The following is a 24,705-nucleotide window of genomic DNA, read 5'->3' on the forward strand; positions in this document are numbered from 1 at the left end:
AAATATGATGGCTAACGACTGAAGCGTTAGTCATTTTTAAAGCATTCTTTAAATAAATGTCTAAAATGCAAACACACACTTAAATTCCCTAACTTTTTTTAGAAAGTATTGATAACCAGCCGGGTCTATATAATCCTCATCGCATCTTGGGAGCAGCTGGCTAAATTTATATAAGTAGACAGTGCGGAACGATAGGAAGAAAATGAATGGAACATAGTCTGTATTTCGCTAAATTTCTTTCTGAACTTGTTTCGTATTGTGATTTACTCTATTTTGTTTGTCTACTTTTATATGAATGAACATAACTCCCGATAGTGTAATTACTCCTCCTGCTAGAGAAAGAAGGGTAGGTACCTCGCCAAGCCAAATCCACGCAATAACAAATGCAAAAGCCGGAGTTAGAAAAAGGGAACTGGTTGCCTCTGAAGCTCCTACATGTGATGTAACATATGCTAATGCAAGATAAGGAATAACTGTAGGAAAAAGACCTAAGTACACAATGCTAATTGTTGAATCAATAGATGATTTCGCCATTTCACTCGTTAATCCAGGGAGAAAGAGAAGGATAAAAAACGTACCTGCCCATATCGTATAGGTAGTAAATGCAAGAAATCCATACTTTTTTAAATAACGTGTTTGAAATACAAAATAAATACTTTCCGAAAGAGCTGCTAAAAGGATGTACAATACTCCGTTTGTAAAGGAAACAGCCCCACCAGTGCCTAATGAGATCAAAACTACTCCAAGAAAGCTTATTAGGGATCCAATCCATCTTGAAAATCCAAACCGTTCACGAAGAAACCAAATAGCTAAAAAAGCTGAAAAAATGGGAGTCGTAGACACAAGCAGGCTTGCAGTACCTGCATTAACTGTTTTCTCCCCAACGTTTAGAGCTGTATGATAAACGGTGAAACCTAAAAAACCCAATAATAAAATTATAGGAATATCCTTTAATTCAGGTAAATGCATATGAGTGATAATTGCAATAAATATAAGCGCTATAGAACCAATCAACAATCGAAAAAGAGCAAGGTGTTCAGGTGTATAGGATTCTAAGCCAACTCGTATTCCAGCAAAAGCTGATCCCCATAGAAAAATGGGAAGGCAATACGCGACCATAATGCGAAAGCTCCATTTTTGTGCCATTTTATCACATCCTTTGAGATAATAAACCCAACCAATATATCTTCTTTTGCTTATTATTGTTTCTTATCTTATCAGCATTTGATAAAATGTCTCCAACCAGTTAAAAAGAAATAAAACCAACCACTTAGATCAAATAAAGAGGAGAATTTTTTTAATGGGTAATATTGATTGGAAAAGAAAGAAACATTCTCCTAAATATCAACAAATTGTGGATTATATCAAGGAGAAAATTGCCAACGGAGAATGGCCAATCGGAAGTAAAATTCCAAGTCAGCGACAATTAGCCGAGGGATTCAATGTAAATAGGAGTACTGTCGTCACTGCTTTAGAGGAATTAATGGCAGATGGATTGATTGAGGGAAAAATGGGAATGGGTACGTTCGTAGTGAATAATACATGGACATTACTTGCTACAAATCCTCCACCTGATTGGAAAGAACATGTTAAATCAGGTTTAATAAGACCGAGTCAATCGACTGTCCAACAGATAAATCAAGCTGAATCAAACACAAACCTAATTCAACTTAGTAAAGGTGAACTTTCTAAAGATTTATTTCCTTTAGATACAATGAAGTTTGTCATGCAAAGGGTATCTGAAGAAATGCAGGCTTTTGGATATGAAGAGCCAAAAGGTTTTCTGGCTTTAAGAGAAGCGATAAGCGACTATTTAAAAACATTTGGTGTTCAAGCCTCTCCTGCATCTATTTTAATTGTTTCCGGGGCATTGCAAGCTTTGCAATTGATTTCAGTCGGCCTTCTACCCAGGGGATCAACTGTATTACTTGAACAGCCTTCATACCTTTATTCTTTGCGTGTGTTTCAATCAGCAGGAATGAAGCTTACAGGTCTACCGATAGATGAACATGGCCTTATGCCAAGCTCAGTTTTCGAATCAAAAAAACAGAAAGGCAGAGTGATTTTATACTCCATTCCTTGTTTTCATAATCCAACAGGGATATTAATGTCAGAAAATCGACGTGAAGAACTAATTCAAGTATGTAAAAAAGAACAACTTCCTATGATCGAGGATGATATTTATCGGGAGCTATGGATCGATGAGCCACCACCACCTCCATTAAAATCAAAAGATAAACATGGACACGTATTGTATATTGGCAGTCTATCTAAAACGTTAAGCCCAGGTTTAAGGATCGGTTGGATTGCCGGACCTGAACCTGTAATTGAACGCCTATCCGATATTAAAATGCAAACTGACTATGGTTCTAGTTCCTTATCCCAAAGGGTCGCAGCTGAATGGTTAACAAGTGGCTTATATGAACAACACCTTGAATGTGTAAGAGAACAGCTTAAAATACGGAGAACGGTAATATTAGAGGCTTTAGAAATTTATTTAAAGGATTTAGCCACATGGGATGTACCAAAGGGAGGATTTTTTATATGGTTAAGAATACTACCAAAATTATCAATGAGTGAACTTTGCGCAAGGGCATTATCTGAAGGCGTACTTCTTAACCCAGGAGATATTTATGGTCAAGAATCAAACCATTATCTTCGCCTCTCTTATGGGTATGCTTCATTAAAAGATTTGAAAAAGGGTATCTGCAAAATTAGCCACATCATTCGAAAACTAGCAAAACGTTAATAAAAAGTACTTCGAACTAAATTTCTTTAAGGAAGATGAGTAGCTTGCGCTGCGTCTTTTGTTTGTTGGACAAATTCGGTGCTAATATGCATCTTATGGTTTCGTAGGTACCATTACACTGTTAGGTATTATATTTGTCCAAATAGGAGGGACATTGGTTGAAGTTGCGAAATTTGTTCTTGAGTCTGGTTTCATCAATATAAAAATTTTTGAAAACATAAAGGTGATTATCTTGAATAAGATTTAAGCAATGATCTTCAACAATCGGGCGCTATTCTGGAGTAATGATAAAAGTCCAATTTCTTAATTTTAATGTTGAGAAATTGGACTTTTTATATTTATTTATAGTGCACAATAGCGCTTATAACGGGTGCAAAATAAACTCCTAAAGTGACAAAATGGTATAAAATGTTAAAATATTCAAAAAGAGAAAAAGGGGAGAGTTTATTTTGAAAACTAAATATTTATCTTTAATTTTGTTAACCTTCATATTAATGGCAGGGTGTGTCAAGGAAAATAAGGTAGCAGTTTCAACACATGATTTAGAGAAAATTAAGTTGGAATTAATTAAAAAACAAGCTTTGAAAGAAGGAATTTTATATTCCATTAAACTAATTAATGGCAGTGATTTAGTTATAAAGCAAAATAACGTTTTCGTTTCCTTCCCTATAAAAATAAGTCAAACTGGTTATAAAGGCAACGAATATAAAGTAGAAGCTAAAGGAAACAAATTAGATATTAAACCTGGGGAAAAGATTACATTAAATGTTTTTATGCCGTTTGAAGGAATTGGCGATAAATCTTTGCTGGAAATTGATAACCCAAGTATTCAATTAAATGGATATTTAGAAAATGTTGATAATAAGCATAAATTCAGTATTGGAGGAGACTTAATCAAAAACTGAAAACTAAGTCTTATACGTGTTTTTAGGTGCATTATCTAAAGATTTTCTTGAGGTTGTTGTTTTACTAACGGATACTTATCTTCAATAAGATCTTCAACAATCGGGCGCTTTAATGTAGAAACGAAAAAACCCAATTTCTTTAAATTTGTGGATAAATTGGTTTTTTTTACCTTATCGTTGTAAATGCGGTTTCCTTACGATACCCCTGATATAACAATGTTATAACAATTTTTTTGCCGATGATTTTTACAACTTTCTTGCAGCATCTAACTCATCTACATAAGTTTTTGCTTCCTTCAATGAGAAATCAAGATGAGTACGTACCAATTTTATTGCTTTAATCTTCTGTCCTTCCTGAAGTAGTTGCAAAATTTCTTTTCGCAATGGTTCATTATCGAACTCGCAACCCAATTGCTTTGCGATTAAAATCAAATTCTTATTAATTTCCCTTTGTCGACGTGCAACGCCCTCAAAACCTCGTCGAATTGTCTCTGAAAGCCCCCCAATAATAAAGATGGCAATTATGATGACCCAATACCAATTATTCACCAAAATAGCTTAACTCCTTTTATTTAAATTTCGTATAACAAAAGAAAAACACTTAGAAGCCATAAATCTAACAAAATTACCCATATAAGGATTTATTTTACCGTAATATTGAAATAATTCATACTTGTTTATATAGAGATACTTTAAAAATATAAGAGTCTATTCTAGAATCGGTCGCGATTGTTCAAAATGAACAGTCGCTTTCCTTGTTCCACGAAGCAGCTTAGCCAAAAAGGAGAAATAAAGCTATATAGAGAATATTTCATACCTAAGTAAGACTGCTAGCCAATTGGGAGGATAAAAATGGACGGTGTAACTTTGGTTTCCATTATTTTAATTTCAATAGCAATATTCGATTTTCTAATATCGAGGAAGATTAGGGATAAAAAAAAAAGTGTCCAATTTAAAATATGGCTATATTCAGTTACATCTATCGCTTTATTCGTAGGTTATTTAATTTCAAAGGCTTAACATTATTCTTATTCTAATGGACTTATTTTGTAATTATTGTAATTAAGCTAAATGGCATGATAATGGAATTAAACGTCCAATATACTTCTTTGGAGGTGTAAAATGATCTATTTAGAAACGTCGAGATTGCAATTACGTGACTGGGAAGAAACCGATTTAGAGCCATTTAGCCGACTAAATGCGGATGAAAAGGTTATGAGGTATTTTCCTAAAACCTTATCATCCGAAGAAACAAATGTGTTCTATAAATCAATTATATCCGAGTTTAAAGAATGTGGGTTTGGGTTGTATGCAGTGGAAGTAAAGGAAAATAAAGAGTTTATAGGGTTTATAGGATTTCATAGGGCAACATTTGAGGCTGATTTTACACCGTGTATAGAAATTGGATGGCGACTAAAAAAAGAGGCATGGGGAAAAGGATATGCAACTGAGGGGGCTACAGCTTGTTTAGAATATGGATTTAAAGAATTGGATTTTAGTGATATTTATAGTTTTACAGCCGATGTTAATCAGCCTTCGAAAAACGTAATGATAAAAATCGGTATGAATTTTATTAAAACTTTTAATCACCCGAAAGTTGAGGAAAATAGTCCATTAAGAAAACATGTTCTATTTCAAATAAATCAAAAATAAATCTGTTTTAGGGAAATCATAGTTCAAGAAAAAGTAATTGGTCGTAAGTTCGAGCATACTGTTCAATAAATTTAAACCTTTTTATTCCGTAATCGGGCGCTTTAGTTCAACAAGAACTGTCATTTTAATTGAGTCTTTTGCTGCGCAGTACAACGATACTATGAATGAAAGAAAATATAAGATGACTGTTAAATGGTTTAGATGTACGTTGTAGTTGGCGTCTTTGTTTAGTATTAATTTTGGCAACGGTCTCTGAGCGGTAGTCTTTTGAGCGGTTTGGTATTTCGGATTAGCAGAGAAAAGTTGTTATACCCTACTCGAAATATGGAGCTTGACTTCAACTAGGGTTTAAGTCCTATAATGAACCTGATGCATCGTATCAGAGGATTTGAGGCGTTATGGAGAATGCTAATGATTCTGTAGTCCAAATTATCACGTGTTTGTATCCAAATAAAAAAACGAAAAGGGGCTCATTAACTATGAAAGCACTTGTCACTGGCGCAAATAAAGGAATCGGTTTCGAAATCGCTCGAAGTCTTGGGAAGCGTGGCTATGACATTCTTGTTGGGGCACGTGATGAAGCCCGTGGGCAGGCAGCAGTCGAAAAACTTATCGCAGAAGACATACAAGCGACGTTCATCAAGATTGATTTGAATGATTTAGACAGCTTGCACGAAGCGGCTAAAATGGTTAACTCGCTCGATATTTTGGTCAATAATGCTGGAATTCCTGATAGTGTCAAACCTGGGCGCGCGGCGCTCGACCTCGCAAAGCATACCATGGACTATACAACTGAGGATCTACGCACGACGATGGAAACGAATTTTCTAGGCACCCATGAACTCATGAAAAATCTGCTTTCATCTCTGACAGACAACGCGAAAATTGTCAACATCACCGTCCCAATTTCGCCGACCGACTTTTGGCACCCGCTCGCTTACATTACGAGCAAAGCAGCACTCAATGTGATGACACTGACCTACGCTTACGAGTTCAAAAAAATGGGCAGCCATCGCCAGATTTTCGGCATCATGCCTGGCGCTGTCGCAACCGACTTGAACGGCATGGAGGCTGGTGGACACGGCGGATTCGTCAAGTCTCCCGAAGCTGCCGGAGAGCTAAGTACCGACATTATTCTGTCTGATAAGAATCAAAATGGCCAAATTATTCAGTACGATGGTAAGATCGTTACAGATTATGAGATTCAGCTGAGAGGCTAGAAATATCAAAGCTCTGTCATTGATACGACTTCGCACGTTCACTTTGCCCAAAGAAAATAAAGTATTAGACTGGATGTCTTTATTACACGCGGCTTTTCCAATCGACAATCCGTCAGTCCATAAAATAAATATTAGACTGACCCTAGAAATTGAAACAGCGACAGCCCAGGACAAGAAAATAAAGTCCTAGACTGTCGCTGTTTCACTCAACTATAGTTCCCAGTTAGCATAATGATTCACTGTATTCAACAAAGGTGATTCTTTGCATGAGTTGTTTTCTTATTACTTTTGGCCAATAGTAGGCCGCCTCAAAACAAGGTTAGATCCCGAATAATTCGGCAATATTAGTACAAAACATTAGCTGATTCTGCAGTAAACGGTATTAACTCGCTCCATTGGCCATCACGAAGCTTGACTGCCCAAGCGGGATCAGCCAGTAAGGATCTTCCTACGGATACCAAATCAAATTCCTCCCGAGCCAGTCTCTCAATCAGTTTGTCGATACTGGAGATCTCTGCCCCTGAGCCTTTTCCTTCACCTAAGTAAGTTATGACGTCACTGTCCAGCCCAACCGATCCAACCGTTATGGTTGGTTTGCCAGTCAGCTTCTTGACCCAACCTGCCAGATTCAGATCAGAACCGTCGAACTCGGGCTCCCAGAAGCGGCGGGTGGAGCAGTGGAATACGTCCACACCGGCTCTAACCAGCGGCGTGAGAAATTGGTCGAGCTGCTCGGGCGTTTCAGCCAGCTTGGCCGTAAAATCGGAAGATTTCCATTGAGACAGTCTCAGCACGATCGGAAAATTCGGTCCGACGGCCCGACGGCAAGCCTCAATTACCTCAACAGCAAACTGTGTTCGCGATACGATATCACCGCCATAACGGTCAGTGCGCTGATTCGTTTTTTTCCAGAAAAATTGATCGAGCAGGAATCCATGTGCACCTTGGAGTTCAATACCGTCAAAACCAAGGCGTTGGGCATCGGCTGCCGCCTGCGCGAACGCTTCAATCATTTTCGTAATCTCTGCCTCCGTAAGCTCTGTCACGTTACGGTTTGGATCTGTGCTGCCCGCATGGAATAATTGCGGAATAATCTTACCACCAGCTGCATGAACTTCTTCCACTACCTTTAACCACCCAAGCAGTGCTTTTTCCCCATAAAAGTGCGGCAAATTGACACCAGGCTGCTGATGAGCATCCGGATGGTTCACAACCGTTCCCTCCGTCACAATAAGACCTACACCATTCTCGGCCCTACGCCGATAATAGGCAGCGACATCCGAGCCTGGAATGCCCTCAGGGGAAAAAGCGCGTGTCATCGGAGCCATCACGATGCGGCTTTGTAGTGTCATATTCCTTACGACAACAGGTTTAAACAATTCCTGAACTGATTGATTTGTATTCATGATTTCCTCCAACAATGTAATAATTTACTTCCTGGACTGATCATATAATATATACTTAATTATCGTAAGTAGGCACAATAATGTGGTATAGTATGAAAAAAGGTACTGAAACGGAGGCCAACGTATGCAAAAGACCCCTGTCCAATGTCAATTCGCTGAGACGCTTGATACGATCGTCGGCAAACGGAAGCCGCAAATCATCTATCTTTTGCTTCAAGGTGAACCTTTGCGGTTCAATGAGCTAAGAAGATTGCTGCCCAATATCACGCAAAGGATGCTTACGCTCTATCTGCGTGAATTGGAGGAGGAAGAGATCGTTAAACGAGTCGTTTATCCGCAAATCCCGCCGAAAGTGGAATACTCCATTACAGAATACGGCAAGAGTCTGTCTCAAATATTGGAAGCCTTACATCAATGGGGAGCGGCCCATGCCGAGCGAAAACAGCTCAAAAAGGAGAATAATGAACAAACAGAAACGGACTAGCGTTCGAAATTACGCTAGTCCATTTCATTCTGCATCGAGTCCAGCACGAACAGCTTGCGCAGCGAAAGACTGAGGCAGAAAGACAACTGGCAGACAAGGTCCTTCCCACCAAAACGGCGCATCGTTCTGTGATCCCACAAACCTCGTAGAAGCCCGTTAGCGCCGACTTTTCCGTTGAGCGTGGCCCTTCCCGAACCCATGCCGGTCAACGCGTTATTGAAGGCTTCTTCGAGATTTCCCCCGTAAAAACTTGCCCTTATTTGTGATACGGTTCAAGTTAATAGCTCCAATCATCTTATTAAAAATAGGGCGCTTTAAATGAATATGGGTTGTCATAATCTCATTAAAGTAATTCTTTTTATTATATGAACCACAAATAACGATCAACATAAAAAAGCCGTAGGAGATTAGAGACTATGAATATTAAGCAGGTAGCTGATATATTAGGACAGGAAAGAATCCAAGTGGAGGTAACGGCAGATTCGCTCCATGTGATTCCTTCTTTTCAGGACGAAAATATATACAAGCTAGAGAAAAGGGGAAACCAGAGGATCTATTTATTTATCCAATATGAAAGAGGCAGTGGAAAGGAAACCATTCTTGAAACTTTCCAATCTGAAGAAGAGGCTGCTATTTATTTTCTTCTTGTCACATTACAATCCAGCTTTTATCACAATTACATTTTTCCAAACAAAGAAAAAAATGCTTCATTAAATATGGGCAATCCAAACTTTACGATTGCAGATTTACAAACGGCCTTAAGTTCCCTTCATGTCGGACATGTAAACTATAGCATTTACGATGAAGCCACAGTTCCTCATAGTAAACATCTATCTCGAGTTACTCCATCTGAATCAAAGGTTCAATTCATCGGAAAAAATAATCAAGTAGTCATTGAAACAATGGAATTAGAAAACTGGGACGCTTATTCCGTTATGTTTGATTTCGTTTATTTGCTTGCTTTACTGGATGAAATCGTCAATCGTCTCGTGCAGGCAAATCAATTAAAGGGTTTGTCAGATGATGAAATCGCGACGTTCTTAACTGCATAGGTTCATCTTCAGTAGATGCTGCAATCTTGTTCAAGGAAAGTGTGCCTATCATTGGTTTTTTAAAGCAATTTAAGTTAAAAGTTTATTTTATTGTTTAAATTGGAGCCTTATTTTCAACAATCGGGCGCGATTCTTCAACAGAATTGTGCTCTTTCTATGTTTAGATTGCTTATGAATATTTATATACATAGATATTCTATGTAATGATGTGATATATTTTATTAGGTTAGATAAAGTCTTACTTAATAACTCTAAACAAGTAGGGAGGACGATTATGTTGATAGCTGATGATGAGATCGAATATCAATTGGAGCGCACCAAGGTTCTATCAGGTGCGGGATGTTTAATAGTAGGCTTTATACTACTAGTTGCCATTATTTATTCGGTGTTTGTATTAACCTCAAAGGTTAACCAGAAACCTGAAGATACATATCTGGTTGTAAGCAAATCTCCTAAACAAAACCATACAATTAAAGTGGTACAAAAAGGTACTCTTTCTTTTGGTGATCCAAATGTTGTGATTTCGTACGAAAATTTTAAAATCCAGCGGGTAATCAATAATCATAGGAAAAGTCTAATGTCCTCTGATATATCGATAAATTGGAAAAACAATGATGAAGCGACGATTCTTCTATCAGGAGAGAGACAAGATCCAGAAGTAATTGAATTTAATGTTCCAGACAAAGTTTCAAATTCTAATCCATTTCAAGTTGTCCAAAAAGAATTAGGGCTATTCCCTTTTAAAAAAAGCGAATCTCCTAATCATGTCAATGTCGTGGAATTAAGGAAGCTCACCTATTCAAAAGGGATGTTGCATTACAACGATAACGTCCCTATACAGGTTTATTACGGAAAAGTGAGAGGGGAATTACGAAAATACAGTGAATTTTCAGGAAGTAACCCATACATTATCTCCTCTTTCAATATCTATTGGAAAGATGATAAACATGTTACCATTTTTGGAGATCAATACGATAAAAGTGGTACAGAGTTCATGGAAGTGGAATTTAAATAAATAATGGTCACTTTAGGTTCCCTTAAATAGCTCAAAGTTTATTAATAATAACAATATATCCAATAAGATCCTTAAGAAGTGCTTATTAATCTAAAAAGATTTTTGAATCAATTCATAAATTATACAAAATATCTTTCTTGATGTTCTTCAAATAAGAGTACTTTACTTCAATAACGATCTTCAACAATCGGGCGCAAGATTTGAAGAATTAATGGACTGTAGCAGCAGTCCATTTTATCATGGTCCTTAATCCATAAAATGGCAGTAAAGTAAAAAAAGAAATCCAATTAACATCCCTATTTATTGATATAATAGTGGCATAAAATAAAAATGGTGCTGAGGGAAAAACATGTGAGTAATAATATGAATGAATATATAGGGGTTTATTTTGAGCTTCCTGATAATGAAAATAAATTGACTGTTGATGTAGACAAAATATTAAACTTCTTTGATTATCAGAAGTATCAATGGGAAGTAACTACGAGTGAAACGCATCCTATATTGAATAATGAAGTCGAAAATGGTGATTTATTTATGGTATTAAAATTATTAGTGGTATGGAACTGAAGAAGATACTGAAAGATAACGACTATTATTCAATTTTCCTAAGTTTACGTGGCTTTCCATTATCGTGTACATATGAAGATATAAATAATACCGACATAACAAATTTAATTGAGTTTTACAATAGTCATTGTGAATTTTATTTCTTAATAATTGATGCTTATTACTTTGGGATCTTATTTAAGAACACAGACTTACTTGATATAGCCTATAAGCATATAAAGAATCTCGGTTACATTAATTTACGCCTAATAGAAAAAGGTGAAAAGTGGTATCTCGAATAAATATAAAGTCCCTCATCAATATTTGGAATAACAAAGTTTTTTTCTTTGTCCGCAACTTTGTAATGTAATTCACTTAAAGTAACGGGAATCATTACTTCAATAACGATCTTCAACAATCGGGCGCTTTTCCAGAACAAGGAAAGCGTCATTATTATGTATCCCAAGGGCTATGAGACTATACTGAAAATAGTTTTCTTAGATTGTTGAATAAGTCTTGTATAAAATTTACTCTTTTTGAGCATAATAGAATCAAGATTAATTGGTTCGTAATCAGGAGAGTGAAAGTGCAATGTTATTATCTGAAACTTGGGAGAAGTATAAACTTGATAAGAAAATCGAGGGATATTCAGCTCTAACATTGAAAACCTATTGCTTTCAACATAACCTGTTATTAAAATTCTTTGGCGATATTGATATGAGTGAATTTACTACAGAGAAACTCAAAAGCTACTTAATTGAGGCGGGTGAGCATTTAAAGCCATCTAGTCTAGGGCATCGAGTTCGTTGTATACGATCAATTTTCAAATGGACATATGATGAAGGCTTCATTACAAAGAATCCAGCTGCTAAATTGAAGGAACCAAAACTGGGCAAAAGAATCCCAAAATTCCTTTCAGAGATCGAAATAGAGCATTTACGGGAAGCGTGCCATACCTCCATGGAAAATGCATTATTTGAATTTTTTTATTCTACCGGTTGCCGAATTGGAGAAGTAGTAAAACTCAATCGTGATGATATTAACTTTTCTACGAATTCCGTTATTGTTCATGGAAAAGGCGATAAGGAAAGAGAGGTGTACTTCAATATTCGTTGCTCCCTTTGGTTGAAAAGATATTTAGACGAACGGGACGATGAGGATCCATGCTTGTTTATCACCGAGAGAAGTCCTAAAAGACGTATGAGTATCGACCTGATAAGATATATAATTAAGCGAATTTCAAGTCGTGCAGGAATTAAGAAGAGGATCCATCCTCATCAACTGCGACATAGTTATGCGACTCACATGATCAATAACGGAGCGCCTCTTGAAGTAATCCAGAGCTTACTTGGTCATGAGAAGAGTGAAACAACTAAAATATATGCTGAATTAAGTGGAAAACTGAGACACGATTTCTATAGCAAATACTTCTAACAGAATAATTGAACTTAAAATTCTTGGTGGGCACGTTCTTTATTGAGCGTGTTTTTTTCAGTTAAAGAATATGAGATTGAGTAACGTTAGGGAATTTGAAATAATTGTAATTAAGTAATGGGTTGGGTTGTAAGAAAGAGGGGTTTTTATGATAATTCGAGAGATTAAACCTGAAGATGCAGAGAATTTTATTAATCTTATTAAGCAAGTTGAAACTGAAGCTAATTTTATGCTTATGGAATCTGGAGAAAGAAAAACTACAGCTGAACAACAAAGTAAACAATTAGAACGTATTGAACAGCAAAGCAATTCTACAATTTTTATTGCAGAGCAAGAAGATGGAAAGTTAGTAGGCTATTTGATTGCCATCGGTGGAAGTGTTAAAAGAACTAAGCACTCTGCTTATCTTGTAATTGGTATTTTAAAAGAATACAGAGGGCAAAGGATAGGAACAACTTTATTTCAATCTTTAGAAGAATGGGCAATAAGGCAAAATATTTCACGATTAGAACTTACAGTGGTAACCCAAAATGAAGCAGGTATAGCTTTATATAAGAAAAGTGGATTTGAAATTGAAGGTACCAAAAGAAATTCACTTATAATTAATGGAACACCCTATAATGAGTATTATATGTCTAAATTATTATGATTTTCATTTACTCTGTTAAAGTGCTCTATTTATTGATAAAGAAAGCGGCCTTACTGAATCGGGCCATTAAAAGGAATAACAGGAGCAGAAAATGATCAAAGTTTTTTACAAAAACTCTCCGGAACTAAATTTTTTAAGAGCCTACTTTTGATAAAACTTTTTTCAAAAGCAGGCTCTTATCTTTTTAATTGAATCAGGTTTTATTATCCCATATTGATTAAACTTTAATTTTAAACCAACTCTAACTTTGTGCGGTAGGACGAATAATAACCTCATTCACATCAACATCGGATGGCTGCTCAATTGCAAATGTAATAGCGTTGGCAATTGCATCTGGAGAAATCGCTATCTTGTCTCTTGTGCTGATTATCTGTGCCTTAGCTTCCATATCTGTTATTGAGTCGGCAAAGTTCGTGTCTACAAAGCCCGGTGAAATGATTGTTACGCGAAGTTTATCACCAGCTTCTTGGCGCAAACCCTCAGTAATAGCACGCACAGCGGACTTTGTGCCAGCATATACGGATTGTTTAGGCGTAACTTTAAGTCCTGCAGTCGAAGCGACATTGACGAAATGTCCTGAACCTTGTTTGCGGAAAATGGGCAGTGCTGCAGCGATACCGTACAAAACACCTTTGACGTTTACGTCAATCATTTGCTCCCAATCCCCTACGCGTAGGTCATCGAGGAGAGAAATTGGCCCAATTCCAGCATTGTTTATGATTACATCAACTTTTCCATAGGAATTCACAGCATGTTTTACCAAATTCTCAACATCGCTGCGGTTTGTCACATCTGTTACCTGATAACTCGCTGAACCACCGTTGGAGGTGATAGAAGTGACCAATTCTTCAAGGTTCTGTTTTCTTCGTGCACCAACAACAATGTGGGCACCTCGTTCCGCTAACAAAGTTGCGGTTGCTTTTCCCATACCACTACTTCCACCAGTAATAACAATGACCTTGTCTTTAATAATTGACACAAAACATCCTCCTTCTCTATTCCCATAAGAACCTCTAGCTTTACAGGATAATCTGGATTATTTAAAATCTCTCCATCAACTTTACACATTCAGTATAGTTTGTTCTTCTAACTACAAGTCAATAATTAAGTTTTTTCTAGAAGATAGCACTATTAAAATAAGGATCTTGAAGTTTACTCTCCTCTTTGATACACTCCTAAAGTTATTGTTACTATAACCTAAAGGGGATAATCATAATGTCATATTCTATGAAATATGTAGTGGAGCATTTAGATGTAACAGCTAATACACTCAGATATTATGAAAAGGAAGGGTTATTAAAAAATATATCTCGTAATTCTGGGGGGAATAGAGTATATAACGATGAAAATATTGAGGTATTGAATTTCATTCGTGCTCTAAGATTGACAGGGATGCCTATTTCCGAAATTAAAAAGTATCTTGAGTTAAATGAGTTAGGGGATGATACCATCTCACAGAGAAAGGAAATGATCCTACAACACAAAACAAAGGTTCAAAATAAAATTAATGAGAATCTAAAATATCTGGAAGTCATAAGTTATAAAGCAGCTATGTATGATCTTAAAGAAAGAGAACTCAAATAAAGGAATCATAGGTAGAAAATTATCTCGAAACGGGCCGTTAGTAAACATCCCAAATTAGCAATAATTGGTATGGAAACACTAAACTAGACAACTTTTTTAAGGTGTTGCTGTTTGTATTCTTTTGGACTTACATAACCAAGGGTTCCATGAATTCGTAGGTGGTTAAACCAGTAAACATAATCATGAAATTCCCTTGTTAACGCTTCTAAACTATCAAAATGTTTCCCTTTCACAAACTCTATTTTGATGATTTTAAACGTTGCTTCAGCTACCGCATTATCATATGGGCAGCCTTTCATGCTCAAAGAACGCTTAATATCAAACGTCTTTAAGGCATCATCAATCAGCTTATTCTTAAACTCATTTCCACGGTCAGTGTGGAACATTTTTATTTTTCGAAGATCCACCTGGATCGAAGCTAATGCTCGATAAACGAGTAAGGCATCTTTATTTGGACCTGTACTGAAGCCTATAATTTCTCGATTAAAGAGATCGACAAATACACATATGTAATGCCATTTTTGATTGACCCTTACATATGTTAAATCGCTTACTACAACCGTCATTTCTTCCTCTTGGTTAAATTCACGGTTAAGTTCATTTTTCTGTGCTGAATCATTACAAGATTTCACCTGGGGCTTAAATTGAGCGACAGTGTAACGAGAGACAAGGCCATGTTGCTGCATAATGCAGCCAATTCTTCTTCTCGACGCGATTAGGCCACGTTTTTAAAGTTCGACCTTGATCTTACGTGTCCCATAATTTTGGTAACTTGCCTGAATATTTCGATTACTTCAGACGTAATGTCATCCACTTTTGGTCGTTCCTTCGCTTCATAGTAATAGGTGCTTCTCGGTAGTTGTAGGACTTTGCACATTGCTGATATCGAGTATTTGTGTTGGTTATTATTGATCACATTTACTTTCGTCCTAGTATCAGCGCAGCTTGCTTTAAAATGTCATTCTCCATTTCTAGTTGCTTATTCCGTTTTCGAAGTTCGATCAGTTCTTTTTGTTCTTCGGTTACATTGTCCTTTTCTTTAAAAGACCCAGATTTCTGACTTTGGCTCACCCACTTATCAAAAGAAGATGGAGTTAGATCATATTCGCGAATAATTTCCTGTCTAGGCTTACCAGTTTGGTACAATTGCACAATCTGTTGTTTAAACTCTTCAGTAAATGTTCGACGTTCTCTTTTAGGCATGTAGATACTCCTCAAATATATTATCTGTAGTCTACTTGACCTTAAAAATTCTGTCCAACTAAGTGTAGCCTATCCAGCCCATACTGATAGCCCATTGCTGGTTCAATCTGTAAGAATGGTGAATATGGTTCGCCCGTACCCTCAACAGGTCTATCTGGGACCAAAAGAGCAGCTGCCAATCCATAGCTTGAATTAACGATTGTACCAATATTTTCCAAAGTGGTATCGGGATACTCGTCAGTATTAGGCAATGTTCTAGGGAAAAGGAGTACTTTTTTAATTTCTTTAAACATCCTAATTATAAACCGTTTCTGTTTGGTAAATGGTGGTTTAAAAGGTGGGGGACCAAGAGTAAAAAGATTTTGGTGACTAAAAAAGACTGGAATTCTAAATAGGGCTGTTGCCGCATTGCTCAATTCTTGCATATCCTTGTGCTGTTGCTCGAGTTCTTCATTACTAAATGAATGTGTTTCTTTATGATATTTGTCCCTGCTTGACATGTTTCATCACCTCCATAATAGAGGATATTCTCTCTATATGAAAGTGCTTGGACAACCTTAAAAAATAGGTTAAAAAAAGCTTCTTATGAAGAAGTATACATAAAGTAATGAGCGCAATTATTTATTAATCAAATAGACAAGTTGCTCAGAGTTTATACGCCCTAAGTATTTTTCATGCAAATTATTGTGCTAATTTACTACGATTTTAACTACCAGCAAAGTTTGTCCCTTAAAACAGCACTCTTGGCTGAGACTAAAAAAGCGAGGAGTGTTTTCCCACTGCATTATTTTCAAAAACTCCTGACATGTATATAAAGTTATTCAATGCGGTATGTGAATTACTCCTAGAAAAAGGTGTAATGATTCGTTCTCCTGTTATACCTCCAATGGATAAAGCCGAATACCTACAAAGTGAAATATTTTTATCAGGGTTAATCGGTTAACATCGTCCGTTAACAGCTGTTGAAATAGCACATATTACTACTAATAGCGAGACAAATTCTATTGGAAGAACATTTTTGGGTGGTTTTTCACAAAAAGCTAATTTACCTGAAGTTAGAAAATATATGGAGCGGGGCATGGAGATTGCCGCAAAACATGAAACTGTTTTTAGAGAAATATTTCTTAAAGAAGGAATTCCTTTACCAACAACCTGGGATTCAACAATTTCAAAATCATCTGATGCAGCATTTTCAGATAAATTAATGATGTTTCAAGTTACAAGTTTAACCGCAATGAACATTGCCGCATATGGAGCATCAATGAGTGCAAGTCTTAGAAGAGATTTAGGTGGACATTACACTAGGCTAATGGCTGAAATTTTCGATTATGCAACTGATGGTATTAAATTAATGATTAATAACATGTGGATGGAGCAACCACCACAAAATACAGACAGGGAAGCCTTAAGAAAAGGGCAACCTAATAACAAACTAGGGCTGTTAAGTAAGAAGATTCAGCTGTTCTATTTATTGGATTTCTTAAATCAGCACTGGTATCAAAAGTGCAGTTACCAATCCATATCTTAAGTTTACCGTTTGAGAATATCTACTAATATTGTGTCAAGATACTGATCAGTATAAGGCAATGTTCTGGTGGGGAGAAGCGCCCTTTTAATTTCTTTAAACATTCGAATAATAAATGGCTGCCATGTAGGATCTAAAGTAAAAAGACTTTGGTGGCAAAAAAAGACTGTAACTCTAAATAAGACAGAAACCGCTCATAACAGCAATTATGAGCGATAAATCAAAAGATGCACCTTTCTGATATGAAAAGGTACATCTTTTATCATTTACTATCTTTCCAAATAGTTTATAATTCTAAAAGCCTCAGGACTGTTTTTTGATCACTTAGACTTCTGTATTCAAGGTTTTCTATTATTTCTGCTAATACTGTTTTGTTTCCTTTAGGGGTGACATTATGAAAAAGTTCTTCAAATGTTATTTCAAGCCCTACTAAAATTTTCTCTAGGCTTTCTAAAGTTAAGTTCTTTTCCCCACGTTCAATTTGGCCAATGTATGTAAAATGAAGTGATACTCTATCATCTAGTTCCTCTTGGCTTAATCCTAATCTTTTTCTGAAAAGTCGAAGCCTTTCACCAATAACTTTAACAATTTCACTCATTGTTTTCACCTCATGAAAACAATATCAATAATAGTGATAAAACAAACAGAGACAGGAATATCCAATAAAGTGCAGAATATAATTAATTATCTGTTTGAAAGGTTGTGGGTGCCGTGAAGTAAATCAAAAACAAGTAAACTGGCGGTAACTTAAAGGCTAATCGCCAATTCTATAAAAGAGTATAGTAGTTAATAATGTCAAACTTAAGCTATAAAATCAATGAACATATACCATCTGTTTCAGAACACAGATTTTTAGGGAAATCAGTTGGTTGGGTCAGTATTAATCATTCAAAGAAGGGAACATTTATTATGGAAATCCGCGACAAAGTCGTTCTTATTACTGGAGCATCCGCTGGCATCGGCTTAGCCACAGCACGCTGTTTTGCCGCCGCTGGTTCCAAATTAGCTTTGGTATCTCGATCTGCCGATGTACTAAATCATCTCGCCGGGGAATTGAAGAGCCGGGGGAATGACGCTGTTGCTCTGCCTGCTGACGTGAGCGATCCGAAGCAGGTTCAAAGGGTCATTGAGGAAACGGCGCGGCACTTTGGTCGCCTGGATGTGGTCATCAATAACGTAGGACAAGCTGCATTTGGCACGATCGCCGATCTCAATCCTGATGACTTCCGTAAGATCTTTAACCTCAATGTAATTGGAGCATTAACGGCCATGCAAACTGCGATCCCTATCATGCGAGATCAAGGAGGTGGACTGATCATCAATATAAGTTCGATGGTCACCAAGATGAATATTCCTGGAATCGGAGCCTACGCGGCTACCAAATCCGCTTTGAACATGCTTTCCGATACAGCACGAGCCGAATTGGCCTCAGAACAAATCCGAGTGATTTCCGTCTATCCGCGCCTTACTGCAACGGATTTTGGCAAAAACGCTCTGGGCGTTCGTCCGCAGCATCCACAAGGTTCTTCACATGCATCTGATACTCCTGAATTTGTTGCAGAGAAAATCTTGGCGGCAGCTTTGAATGAGCCAGATGAGCAATATATGGATTAATGATATTCGCCAATAAAACTGGGTGCTTTTTGTAGCGAAACAGAATATCAGTAACTTATTTCATTATCGGGCTCGATTCTTCAACTGAATTGTGCTCTTTCTTTATGAATATGGCCATTTTCTTAAATATAAGAGTAGAGATTATTTGCAAGTAAATTGAAGTTAATTCAGAAGATGTTATTTAATTTAGCAATGGGATGTACTAAGGTAATTTAAATTCAAGGAGGTTATTTAAATGAAATCTACTAAACCAGTAGTGTGGATTAATGTATTTACTGCTAAACCTGGCAAACTAGATGAATTAGTAGCAACCCAAGCTGAAGAATTGCTTAACTTTAAGAACAAAGGTGTTCATGGTTGGATTAGTAGTCGTTGGCATCGTTCTGTCGATACTAACAAGGCAATTATGATGACTACCTTTGAGAGTATTGAATTTCATAAAAGCTGGTTAGAAAAAACTGACTTCTCGGAACACTTTAACAAGATTAAACATCTAATCGAAGGAGCAGAAGGTGGGTATTACACGTTGGTGGAAAAAATCGAAAACTCGTAAATCGCCTAAATTCCATCTTTTGTTCTAAATAGGCAGATAAAGAAATATTACTTTACTTATTCTGCAATCGGTCGCTTTTCCAAAGCAACAAAAAAGCCAAATTTCATAATTTTAATTTTGAGAAATTTGGCTTTTTGTAATAACCTGCCCGGGTTAACCCCCGAATTTTGGACAATATCTCTCTTATTCTTTTATTTTCTTAGTTTTTTATTTACTAGATTTCTTTCGTTATTCTTCAAAAAGGCCATGTTGCTTGACATGGAGCCTCTGTGGGCATGATTCTTCTGCCAAGAAGCCAGCTGTTTCAAACATTGGCATCGCCGACCAAGGCTATCATGCCCACCACTCCAAATCAAGCTGTTGCTTTGAATAAGTACAGCCCATTATACCCGGACCTCCTTGATTACCAACGAGTTTTGTTTTTGATAGAATTCCTTTGGCGACAAGTCTAAAAGGCTGGAATGAATCCGTCTTTCGTTATAGTACACCATAAATCTCATGACTTCCTGATATGCTTCTGCATAGGTTTCAAACTGCCATCTGGACAAGCAATCGTCCTCAAAAATGCGATGGAAAGATTCTATATGGGCATTCATATTTGGGGTTCTTGGTGGAATTCTTTCATGTTCCATTTTCGAATTTTCACAAAACTCTTCAAAGGTATGCGAAATAAACTGTGGCCCATTGTCTGTTCGAATCACAGGTTTTTCCTTTTTAGCATATTGTTGGCGTTTCAATAACGCTCTTTGCAGAGTCTGTTTTACATCATCTCCGGTGCAGCTTAATCCCATATGATAGGCAACGATTCCTCTGTCATAGACATCTATAATGGACATGACAAAGAAAAAGCGATCTTCTCCTTCGATATATCCGTATTTAATATCTGCTTCCCAAAGTTGATTAGAAGCTTTAATGATCCGATTTCGTGCTAATTTACGTGGAAAAGAGACTTTCTTTTGTCGTTGTGGTCGTAAGATCCCAAGTTCCTTACATAGGCGATATACCTTTTTCTTATTAATAGTCAGGCTATATTTTCTTTGAAGTACTTTGGTTAATTTGCGATAACCATAGTTATAAGCATCGCCTGCAATTTCTTCTAACAGAAATTCTTTGATTTGTTCATCCGATACTTTTTTTCCTTCCTCATTAAAGGAATAACCAGGTGCTGGACGACCCTCACTCACTTTTTTCTCTTCCACCCGGTAGTTCTTTTGATAATAATAGGTGGAACGAGGAATACCGATAATTTTGAGCACCTTTGAAATAGAATAGCCTTTGTTAATCCATTGATCAGCTACTTCAAGTTTTTCAGTAAGTGAGGGTTTTTCTTTTTTATTAAATCCCGTAAAATCGCTATTTCAAGGTCTTTTTCTCCCAAAATCATTTTGAGTTTTTCATTTTCCTTAGATAATTCTTTGGAATCTAGGTCTGGCAAAACAGCTACATCCATGTCTCCAAATTTTCCATCTTTATATTCACGGATCCATCGACTAACCATGTTTGGATTCAATTCATACCGACGAGCTACAAGGGTAATATTTCCTGTTTCTCGGGCTTCCTTAATGACTTGTAATTTAAACTCTTTTGAATGTTTTATTCGCTTCATGATGTCAGCCTCCTTGGTACATTAAGCAGTATAATAAAATTTACTCTTACTGTCCAAGTTCATTTTGGGGCTAATAAGAAATGAATACCTTGAAATAATTACTTAACTTATTGTTGAATTACCATTAAGTGTTTTGCATATGTTTGAGTGAGTACTCAATCAAAAAAGGAGGTGTGAACATGATAATGGGGGAAGGAGGTCCATTTTGTAAATCGGACTTTCAAAGCATTCAATCTTCTTTAACGGATTTAAAGAATGAAATTGGTATTGAAATGAACTTTAGTCAAAAACATTGGGATATAATTGTGGCAGCCATTCGGGTGTTCTCCGAAAAGGGATTCACTGCAGGTCGAACTAGTGAAATTGCCAAAGCAGCAGGTGTGTCAGAAGGAACCCTTTTCAACTATTTCAAGACTAAGAACGAATTGTTGCAAGCTTTATTATTGCCGTTTTTTTTGTATGTGACTCGTCCTTTCATTCTTAAGGGGATCGAGTCATACCTATCTGCTCGACCAGAGATACCTGTAGAGGAGGGACTGACTAAACTTGCGCTTGATCGGGTAAAACTCATTGAGGAACATCGCAGCTTGGTAAAGACTATGTTTTCTGAAACGATGTTTCATCCTGAGTTGTTCGAATCGATTCGGGAAAAGACGTTTCCTGGTATTATTCAGGCAACTCGAGAGATTTTGGATTCAGAGGTTGAAAACGGAACTTTTCGAAAAGTAGATACCATAGCAGCAATGAAGGTATTTATGGGAATGATATTCGCACATATAACAATGAAACAGATGTTTTCAGAATCTCATGATTCACAGGATGATGAATCTCAAGTTCGCCATATGATTGATATCTTTCTTAATGGTGTTGGTACAGTTAAAAACCCTCTTTCTTCGGAGTAATGAAAGGAGAGGATCGGAAATGGAAGTATTTCAATACTTAATTTTAAGGAGGAAAAATGATGAAGCTTGGAAGAATGATTATTTTAAATGTCATCATTTTACTTATTTTGGTAGGTGGGGGATTTGTCACGTATGCTTATGTCAATAACAACGTTAATTATTTGAGCACAGATAATGCTTCCATTGCCGGTCAGCAAATATCCATTGTTGCTCCAACTTCAGGTAAACTAACTGATTGGACCGGAAACGTTGGGAGTTCATTTTCGAAAGATCAACAATTAGGAACGATTCTTGCGACTGGTACTGGTACAGCAGCGCCTGCAAACATTCCAGTTACGATTCCAACCAAAGGAACGGTTGTCCAAAATAATGCAGTTAAAGATTCCTTTGTTGCAGCCGGCATGCCTTTAGCTACAGCATATGATATGAGTAATTTATGGGTAACAGCCAATATTGATGAAACATCGATTAATAATGTAACACCAAATCAGGATGTTGATATTTATGTTGATGCGTTCCCGAACACTCCTTTAAAAGGAAAAGTTGATTCCATCGGAATGGCTACTGCAGGAACATTTTCGCTATTACCTGCAAGTAATACCACCGGTAACTATACAAAAGTTACTCAAGAAATTCCGGTTAAGATCACAATTGATGATCCAAAAGGACTAAAACTTGTTCCTGGTATAAACGTGACCGTGAGAATCCATAGGTAGGTGATATAATGTTTCTATTAATCACGGTTTATGTCATTATAGCTATTTTACTGTTGCTTTTTATAAACATTATGATAATGAAACAAAAAAAGCCGAAAGTTGATCGAAAAAAAATCGATCAAGAAAAAGCAGAACAAGCGAATTTGAAACAAGGGAAATTTGATCAAGAGAAAGCAGCGCAAGAGAAAATGATGAATAAAGTGGTTAGAGAAAATGTTTCTCAACCTGAGCTAAAGAAATCATCGGTGGACTCAATATATGAAATAAATAGGATTAAGTCTCCTGCATTACAGATGACCATCTTAATTCTTGGAGTGTTTATGGCAATTTTGGATACAAGCGTTGTCAATGTAGCGATCCCCAAAATGGAGACAGCTTTGAATGCTACCACAGATCAAATTCAATGGGTTGTTACGGGATACATGCTCGTGTTGGGGATGTTAATTCCGATTTCCGGATGGTTAACAGATAAATTTGGAGCCAAAAAGCTCTTTCTGTTTGCTTTAGCCACATTTACCATTGGATCCGCACTATGTGGGGTTGCATGGAACCTTGGATCGATCATCATATTCCGCATCATTCAAGCTCTGGGTGGGGCTTTGATGCAGCCAGTTGCCATGTCGATGATTTTCCGAATATACCCGCCTGAACGTCGCGGGACTGTAATGGGCATCTTCGGAATTGCAATGATGGCTGCACCGGCCTTTGGCCCTGCATTAAGCGGCTATTTAGTAGATTATTGGTCGTGGCGGTATATTTTCTACATCAATGTTCCAATCGGGATTGTTGCAGTGATTCTAGGTGCGCTTATGATGCACGAATTTCCCCATGAGGCGAGAGGAAAGTTTGATATTTCAGGCTTTATCTTCACGGTTATCGGATTTGGAAGTCTATTATATGGATTCAACGAAGTTTCTTCTAAAGGATGGAATTCAACAGAAGTCGTGTCTTTTCTTTCTGTAGGTGTACTTTGTTTAATAATATTAGTGATTGTTGAACTAAAGGTGAAGCATCCAATGATCAAATTGCAAGTATTCAAATATTACCAGTTTAACATGAGTCTTATCATCGTTTCGATTGTGATGATTTCAATGTTTGTGGGAGTGTTCTTTCTTCCTCTTTATCTTCAAAATATCCGGGGATTTTCGGCTGTACGTACTGGACTTTTCATGACACCTGCAGCATTAGCTTCAGCTGTCATTATGCCGATCAGCGGGCGATTATTCGACCGCATTGGACCACGCCCGTTAGGTATTGCCGGTCTCGTTATCGTTACACTAGCCACGCTGGGATTCACGAATCTAGGGGTAGAAACAAGTCCAAACACAATCCAGTGGCTATACATTTTGCGCAGTGCAGGAGTGTCTATGGCGATGATGCCTCTCATGACAGCCGGTATGAACTCCATTCCGTTTGAATTGACAAGTCAAGGTACCGCTATGAACAACACAATACGGCAGGTTGCATCCTCGTTAGGAACGGCAATCCTTACGACTTACATGACCACTCAGTCAAAAATAGTCGCTGCTCATTTGACATGGCAGGTAACGTCAACTTCACCGTCCGGTCAATTTTTGCTGAAGATTCAACAATTAATGCAAGCTCATGGCATGGGAGTTTCTGGATCAAAACAAGTTGCCGGATCTATAATGAATGGATTAATTCAAAAGAATGCATTTGTAATTGGGATGAATGCTGCCTTTATGGTGGCAGCTCTTTTAACTTTGGTCGGGGTCATCCTTATCATCTTTTTTAGAGGAAAAAAACATAGCCAAGAAGATGCACTAAAAAAAACACAAGCAGTAGTAACAGATTAGCTACAGATTATAGTTGAATATGCTAAAACTAGTACACATTCATTTGAAATAGATGGCATGCATTTCTTTACT

General features: G+C 37.1%; 25 protein-coding genes and 2 pseudogenes. 18 read left to right on the top strand and 9 right to left on the bottom strand.

Translation table 11 applies throughout. The annotated features are described in order from the left end of the window. Positions 1–228: 228 nt before the first annotated feature. The gene (locus HPT25_RS14550; RefSeq protein ID WP_173065444.1) at positions 229–1,146 is read right to left on the bottom strand and encodes a DMT family transporter; all 918 of its coding nucleotides are present in this window, start codon (positions 1,144–1,146) and stop codon (positions 229–231) included. Positions 1,147–1,300: 154 nt separating this feature from the next. On the opposite strand from HPT25_RS14550, the gene pdxR reads away from it, so the two are divergent. Both pdxR and HPT25_RS14560 read left to right on the top strand, forming a co-directional pair. Continuing rightward, complete coding sequence (gene pdxR / locus HPT25_RS14555) at positions 1,301–2,749, top strand: MocR-like pyridoxine biosynthesis transcription factor PdxR (RefSeq protein ID WP_173065447.1); 1,449 nt, start codon at positions 1,301–1,303, stop codon at positions 2,747–2,749. Positions 2,750–3,198: 449 nt separating this feature from the next. Then, positions 3,199–3,654, top strand: a complete 456-nt coding sequence (locus HPT25_RS14560) for a hypothetical protein (RefSeq protein ID WP_173065450.1) — start codon at positions 3,199–3,201, stop codon at positions 3,652–3,654. 246 nt (positions 3,655–3,900) lie between these two features. Here the strand turns inward: HPT25_RS14560 and HPT25_RS14565 are convergent, their stop codons facing one another. Further along, positions 3,901–4,203, bottom strand: a complete 303-nt coding sequence (locus HPT25_RS14565; protein WP_312857347.1) for a ribosomal protein L7/L12 — start codon at positions 4,201–4,203, stop codon at positions 3,901–3,903. Between the two features lie 573 nt (positions 4,204–4,776). On the opposite strand from HPT25_RS14565, the gene HPT25_RS14570 reads away from it, so the two are divergent. Next, on the top strand, positions 4,777–5,307 hold the full coding sequence (locus tag HPT25_RS14570; protein WP_173065456.1) for a GNAT family N-acetyltransferase: 531 nt from the start codon (positions 4,777–4,779) through the stop codon (positions 5,305–5,307). 479 nt (positions 5,308–5,786) lie between these two features. Beyond that, positions 5,787–6,527: an SDR family NAD(P)-dependent oxidoreductase gene (locus HPT25_RS14575; protein ID WP_173065459.1), complete on the top strand. Its 741-nt coding sequence runs from the start codon at positions 5,787–5,789 to the stop codon at positions 6,525–6,527. 344 nt (positions 6,528–6,871) lie between these two features. Here HPT25_RS14575 and HPT25_RS14580 read toward each other — a convergent pair whose 3' ends face one another. Next, positions 6,872–7,933 (bottom strand): NADH:flavin oxidoreductase, encoded by a 1,062-nt coding sequence (locus tag HPT25_RS14580; protein WP_173065462.1) that lies wholly within the window; start codon positions 7,931–7,933, stop codon positions 6,872–6,874. A gap of 124 nt (positions 7,934–8,057) precedes the next feature. Between HPT25_RS14580 and HPT25_RS14585 the strand changes: the two genes are divergently transcribed. The 5 genes from HPT25_RS14585 (at position 8,058) to HPT25_RS29370 (ending at position 11,332) form a co-directional block, all read left to right on the top strand. Continuing rightward, complete coding sequence (locus HPT25_RS14585; protein WP_173065465.1) at positions 8,058–8,417, top strand: winged helix-turn-helix transcriptional regulator; 360 nt, start codon at positions 8,058–8,060, stop codon at positions 8,415–8,417. Between the two features lie 416 nt (positions 8,418–8,833). Then, on the top strand, positions 8,834–9,469 hold the full coding sequence (locus tag HPT25_RS14590) for a hypothetical protein (RefSeq protein ID WP_173065467.1): 636 nt from the start codon (positions 8,834–8,836) through the stop codon (positions 9,467–9,469). Positions 9,470–9,743: 274 nt separating this feature from the next. Further along, positions 9,744–10,484 carry a hypothetical protein gene (locus HPT25_RS14595; RefSeq protein WP_173065470.1) on the top strand — a complete coding sequence of 247 codons (741 nt, stop codon included), beginning with the start codon at positions 9,744–9,746 and terminating at the stop codon, positions 10,482–10,484. Positions 10,485–10,835: 351 nt separating this feature from the next. Beyond that, on the top strand, positions 10,836–11,051 hold the full coding sequence (locus HPT25_RS14600) for a hypothetical protein (RefSeq protein ID WP_173065473.1): 216 nt from the start codon (positions 10,836–10,838) through the stop codon (positions 11,049–11,051). Continuing rightward, positions 11,042–11,332: a DUF2691 family protein gene (locus HPT25_RS29370; RefSeq protein ID WP_173065476.1), complete on the top strand. Its 291-nt coding sequence runs from the start codon at positions 11,042–11,044 to the stop codon at positions 11,330–11,332. Before HPT25_RS14600 ends, HPT25_RS29370 begins: the two co-directional genes overlap by 10 nt. Here HPT25_RS29370 and HPT25_RS28360 read toward each other — a convergent pair. Then, positions 11,281–11,448 (bottom strand): hypothetical protein, encoded by a 168-nt coding sequence (locus tag HPT25_RS28360; protein ID WP_217269997.1) that lies wholly within the window; start codon positions 11,446–11,448, stop codon positions 11,281–11,283. The genes HPT25_RS29370 and HPT25_RS28360 overlap by 52 nt on opposite strands. Positions 11,449–11,621: 173 nt before the next feature. Here HPT25_RS28360 and HPT25_RS14610 point away from each other — a divergent pair, with 173 nt between their 5' ends. Both HPT25_RS14610 and HPT25_RS14615 read left to right on the top strand, forming a co-directional pair. Further along, positions 11,622–12,464 carry a tyrosine-type recombinase/integrase gene (locus HPT25_RS14610; protein WP_173065479.1) on the top strand — a complete coding sequence of 281 codons (843 nt, stop codon included), beginning with the start codon at positions 11,622–11,624 and terminating at the stop codon, positions 12,462–12,464. Between the two features lie 148 nt (positions 12,465–12,612). Then, positions 12,613–13,113 carry a GNAT family N-acetyltransferase gene (locus tag HPT25_RS14615; RefSeq protein WP_173065483.1) on the top strand — a complete coding sequence of 167 codons (501 nt, stop codon included), beginning with the start codon at positions 12,613–12,615 and terminating at the stop codon, positions 13,111–13,113. A gap of 241 nt (positions 13,114–13,354) precedes the next feature. Here HPT25_RS14615 and HPT25_RS14620 read toward each other — a convergent pair whose 3' ends face one another. Then, a complete protein-coding gene (locus tag HPT25_RS14620) occupies positions 13,355–14,092 on the bottom strand; it encodes an SDR family oxidoreductase (RefSeq protein WP_173065486.1) in 738 nt (245 codons plus the stop codon). Between the two features lie 236 nt (positions 14,093–14,328). Between HPT25_RS14620 and HPT25_RS14625 the strand changes: the two genes are divergently transcribed. Continuing rightward, the gene (locus HPT25_RS14625; protein WP_173065489.1) at positions 14,329–14,697 is read left to right on the top strand and encodes a MerR family transcriptional regulator; all 369 of its coding nucleotides are present in this window, start codon (positions 14,329–14,331) and stop codon (positions 14,695–14,697) included. A gap of 83 nt (positions 14,698–14,780) precedes the next feature. Here the strand turns inward: HPT25_RS14625 and HPT25_RS14630 are convergent. Together HPT25_RS14630 and HPT25_RS14635 are read right to left on the bottom strand one after the other, a co-directional pair. Continuing rightward, positions 14,781–15,900, bottom strand: a pseudogene (locus HPT25_RS14630) (IS3 family transposase). Between the two features lie 41 nt (positions 15,901–15,941). Beyond that, entirely contained in the window at positions 15,942–16,400 is a 459-nt protein-coding gene (locus tag HPT25_RS14635; protein ID WP_217269715.1) for a hypothetical protein, read from the bottom strand. Between the two features lie 458 nt (positions 16,401–16,858). Between HPT25_RS14635 and HPT25_RS14640 the strand changes: the two are divergent. Further along, positions 16,859–17,428: pseudogene (locus tag HPT25_RS14640) on the top strand (DUF3231 family protein); the annotation flags it as partial. Between the two features lie 283 nt (positions 17,429–17,711). On the opposite strand, the gene HPT25_RS14645 reads toward HPT25_RS14640, so the two are convergent. Further along, positions 17,712–18,023 (bottom strand): helix-turn-helix domain-containing protein, encoded by a 312-nt coding sequence (locus HPT25_RS14645; RefSeq protein ID WP_173065492.1) that lies wholly within the window; start codon positions 18,021–18,023, stop codon positions 17,712–17,714. A gap of 194 nt (positions 18,024–18,217) precedes the next feature. Here HPT25_RS14645 and HPT25_RS14650 point away from each other — a divergent pair, with 194 nt between their 5' ends. Both HPT25_RS14650 and HPT25_RS14655 read left to right on the top strand, forming a co-directional pair. Continuing rightward, a complete protein-coding gene (locus HPT25_RS14650) occupies positions 18,218–19,039 on the top strand; it encodes an SDR family NAD(P)-dependent oxidoreductase (RefSeq protein ID WP_173065495.1) in 822 nt (273 codons plus the stop codon). 235 nt (positions 19,040–19,274) lie between these two features. Further along, positions 19,275–19,592 carry an NIPSNAP family protein gene (locus HPT25_RS14655; protein WP_173065498.1) on the top strand — a complete coding sequence of 106 codons (318 nt, stop codon included), beginning with the start codon at positions 19,275–19,277 and terminating at the stop codon, positions 19,590–19,592. A gap of 383 nt (positions 19,593–19,975) precedes the next feature. On the opposite strand, the gene HPT25_RS14660 is transcribed toward HPT25_RS14655, so the two are convergent. Then, positions 19,976–21,198 (bottom strand): IS3 family transposase gene (locus tag HPT25_RS14660; protein ID WP_173065500.1). Its coding sequence is split into 2 segments (ribosomal slippage): positions 19,976–20,910 and positions 20,910–21,198, totalling 1,224 coding nucleotides; the frame shifts between segments, so codons are not numbered across the junction. 179 nt (positions 21,199–21,377) lie between these two features. On the opposite strand from HPT25_RS14660, the gene HPT25_RS14665 reads away from it, so the two are divergent. From HPT25_RS14665 to HPT25_RS14675, 3 genes are all read left to right on the top strand, one after another. Further along, the gene (locus tag HPT25_RS14665) at positions 21,378–22,100 is read left to right on the top strand and encodes a TetR/AcrR family transcriptional regulator (RefSeq protein WP_173065503.1); all 723 of its coding nucleotides are present in this window, start codon (positions 21,378–21,380) and stop codon (positions 22,098–22,100) included. A gap of 56 nt (positions 22,101–22,156) precedes the next feature. Next, entirely contained in the window at positions 22,157–22,816 is a 660-nt protein-coding gene (locus HPT25_RS14670) for an HlyD family secretion protein (RefSeq protein ID WP_173065506.1), read from the top strand. A 77-nt stretch (positions 22,817–22,893) separates the two neighbouring features. After that, on the top strand, positions 22,894–24,633 hold the full coding sequence (locus HPT25_RS14675; protein ID WP_217269716.1) for a DHA2 family efflux MFS transporter permease subunit: 1,740 nt from the start codon (positions 22,894–22,896) through the stop codon (positions 24,631–24,633). Positions 24,634–24,705: the final 72 nt, after the last annotated feature.

This window comes from Neobacillus endophyticus, from assembly GCF_013248975.1.
Classification (GTDB): Bacteria; Bacillota; Bacilli; order Bacillales; family Cytobacillaceae; genus Neobacillus; species Neobacillus endophyticus.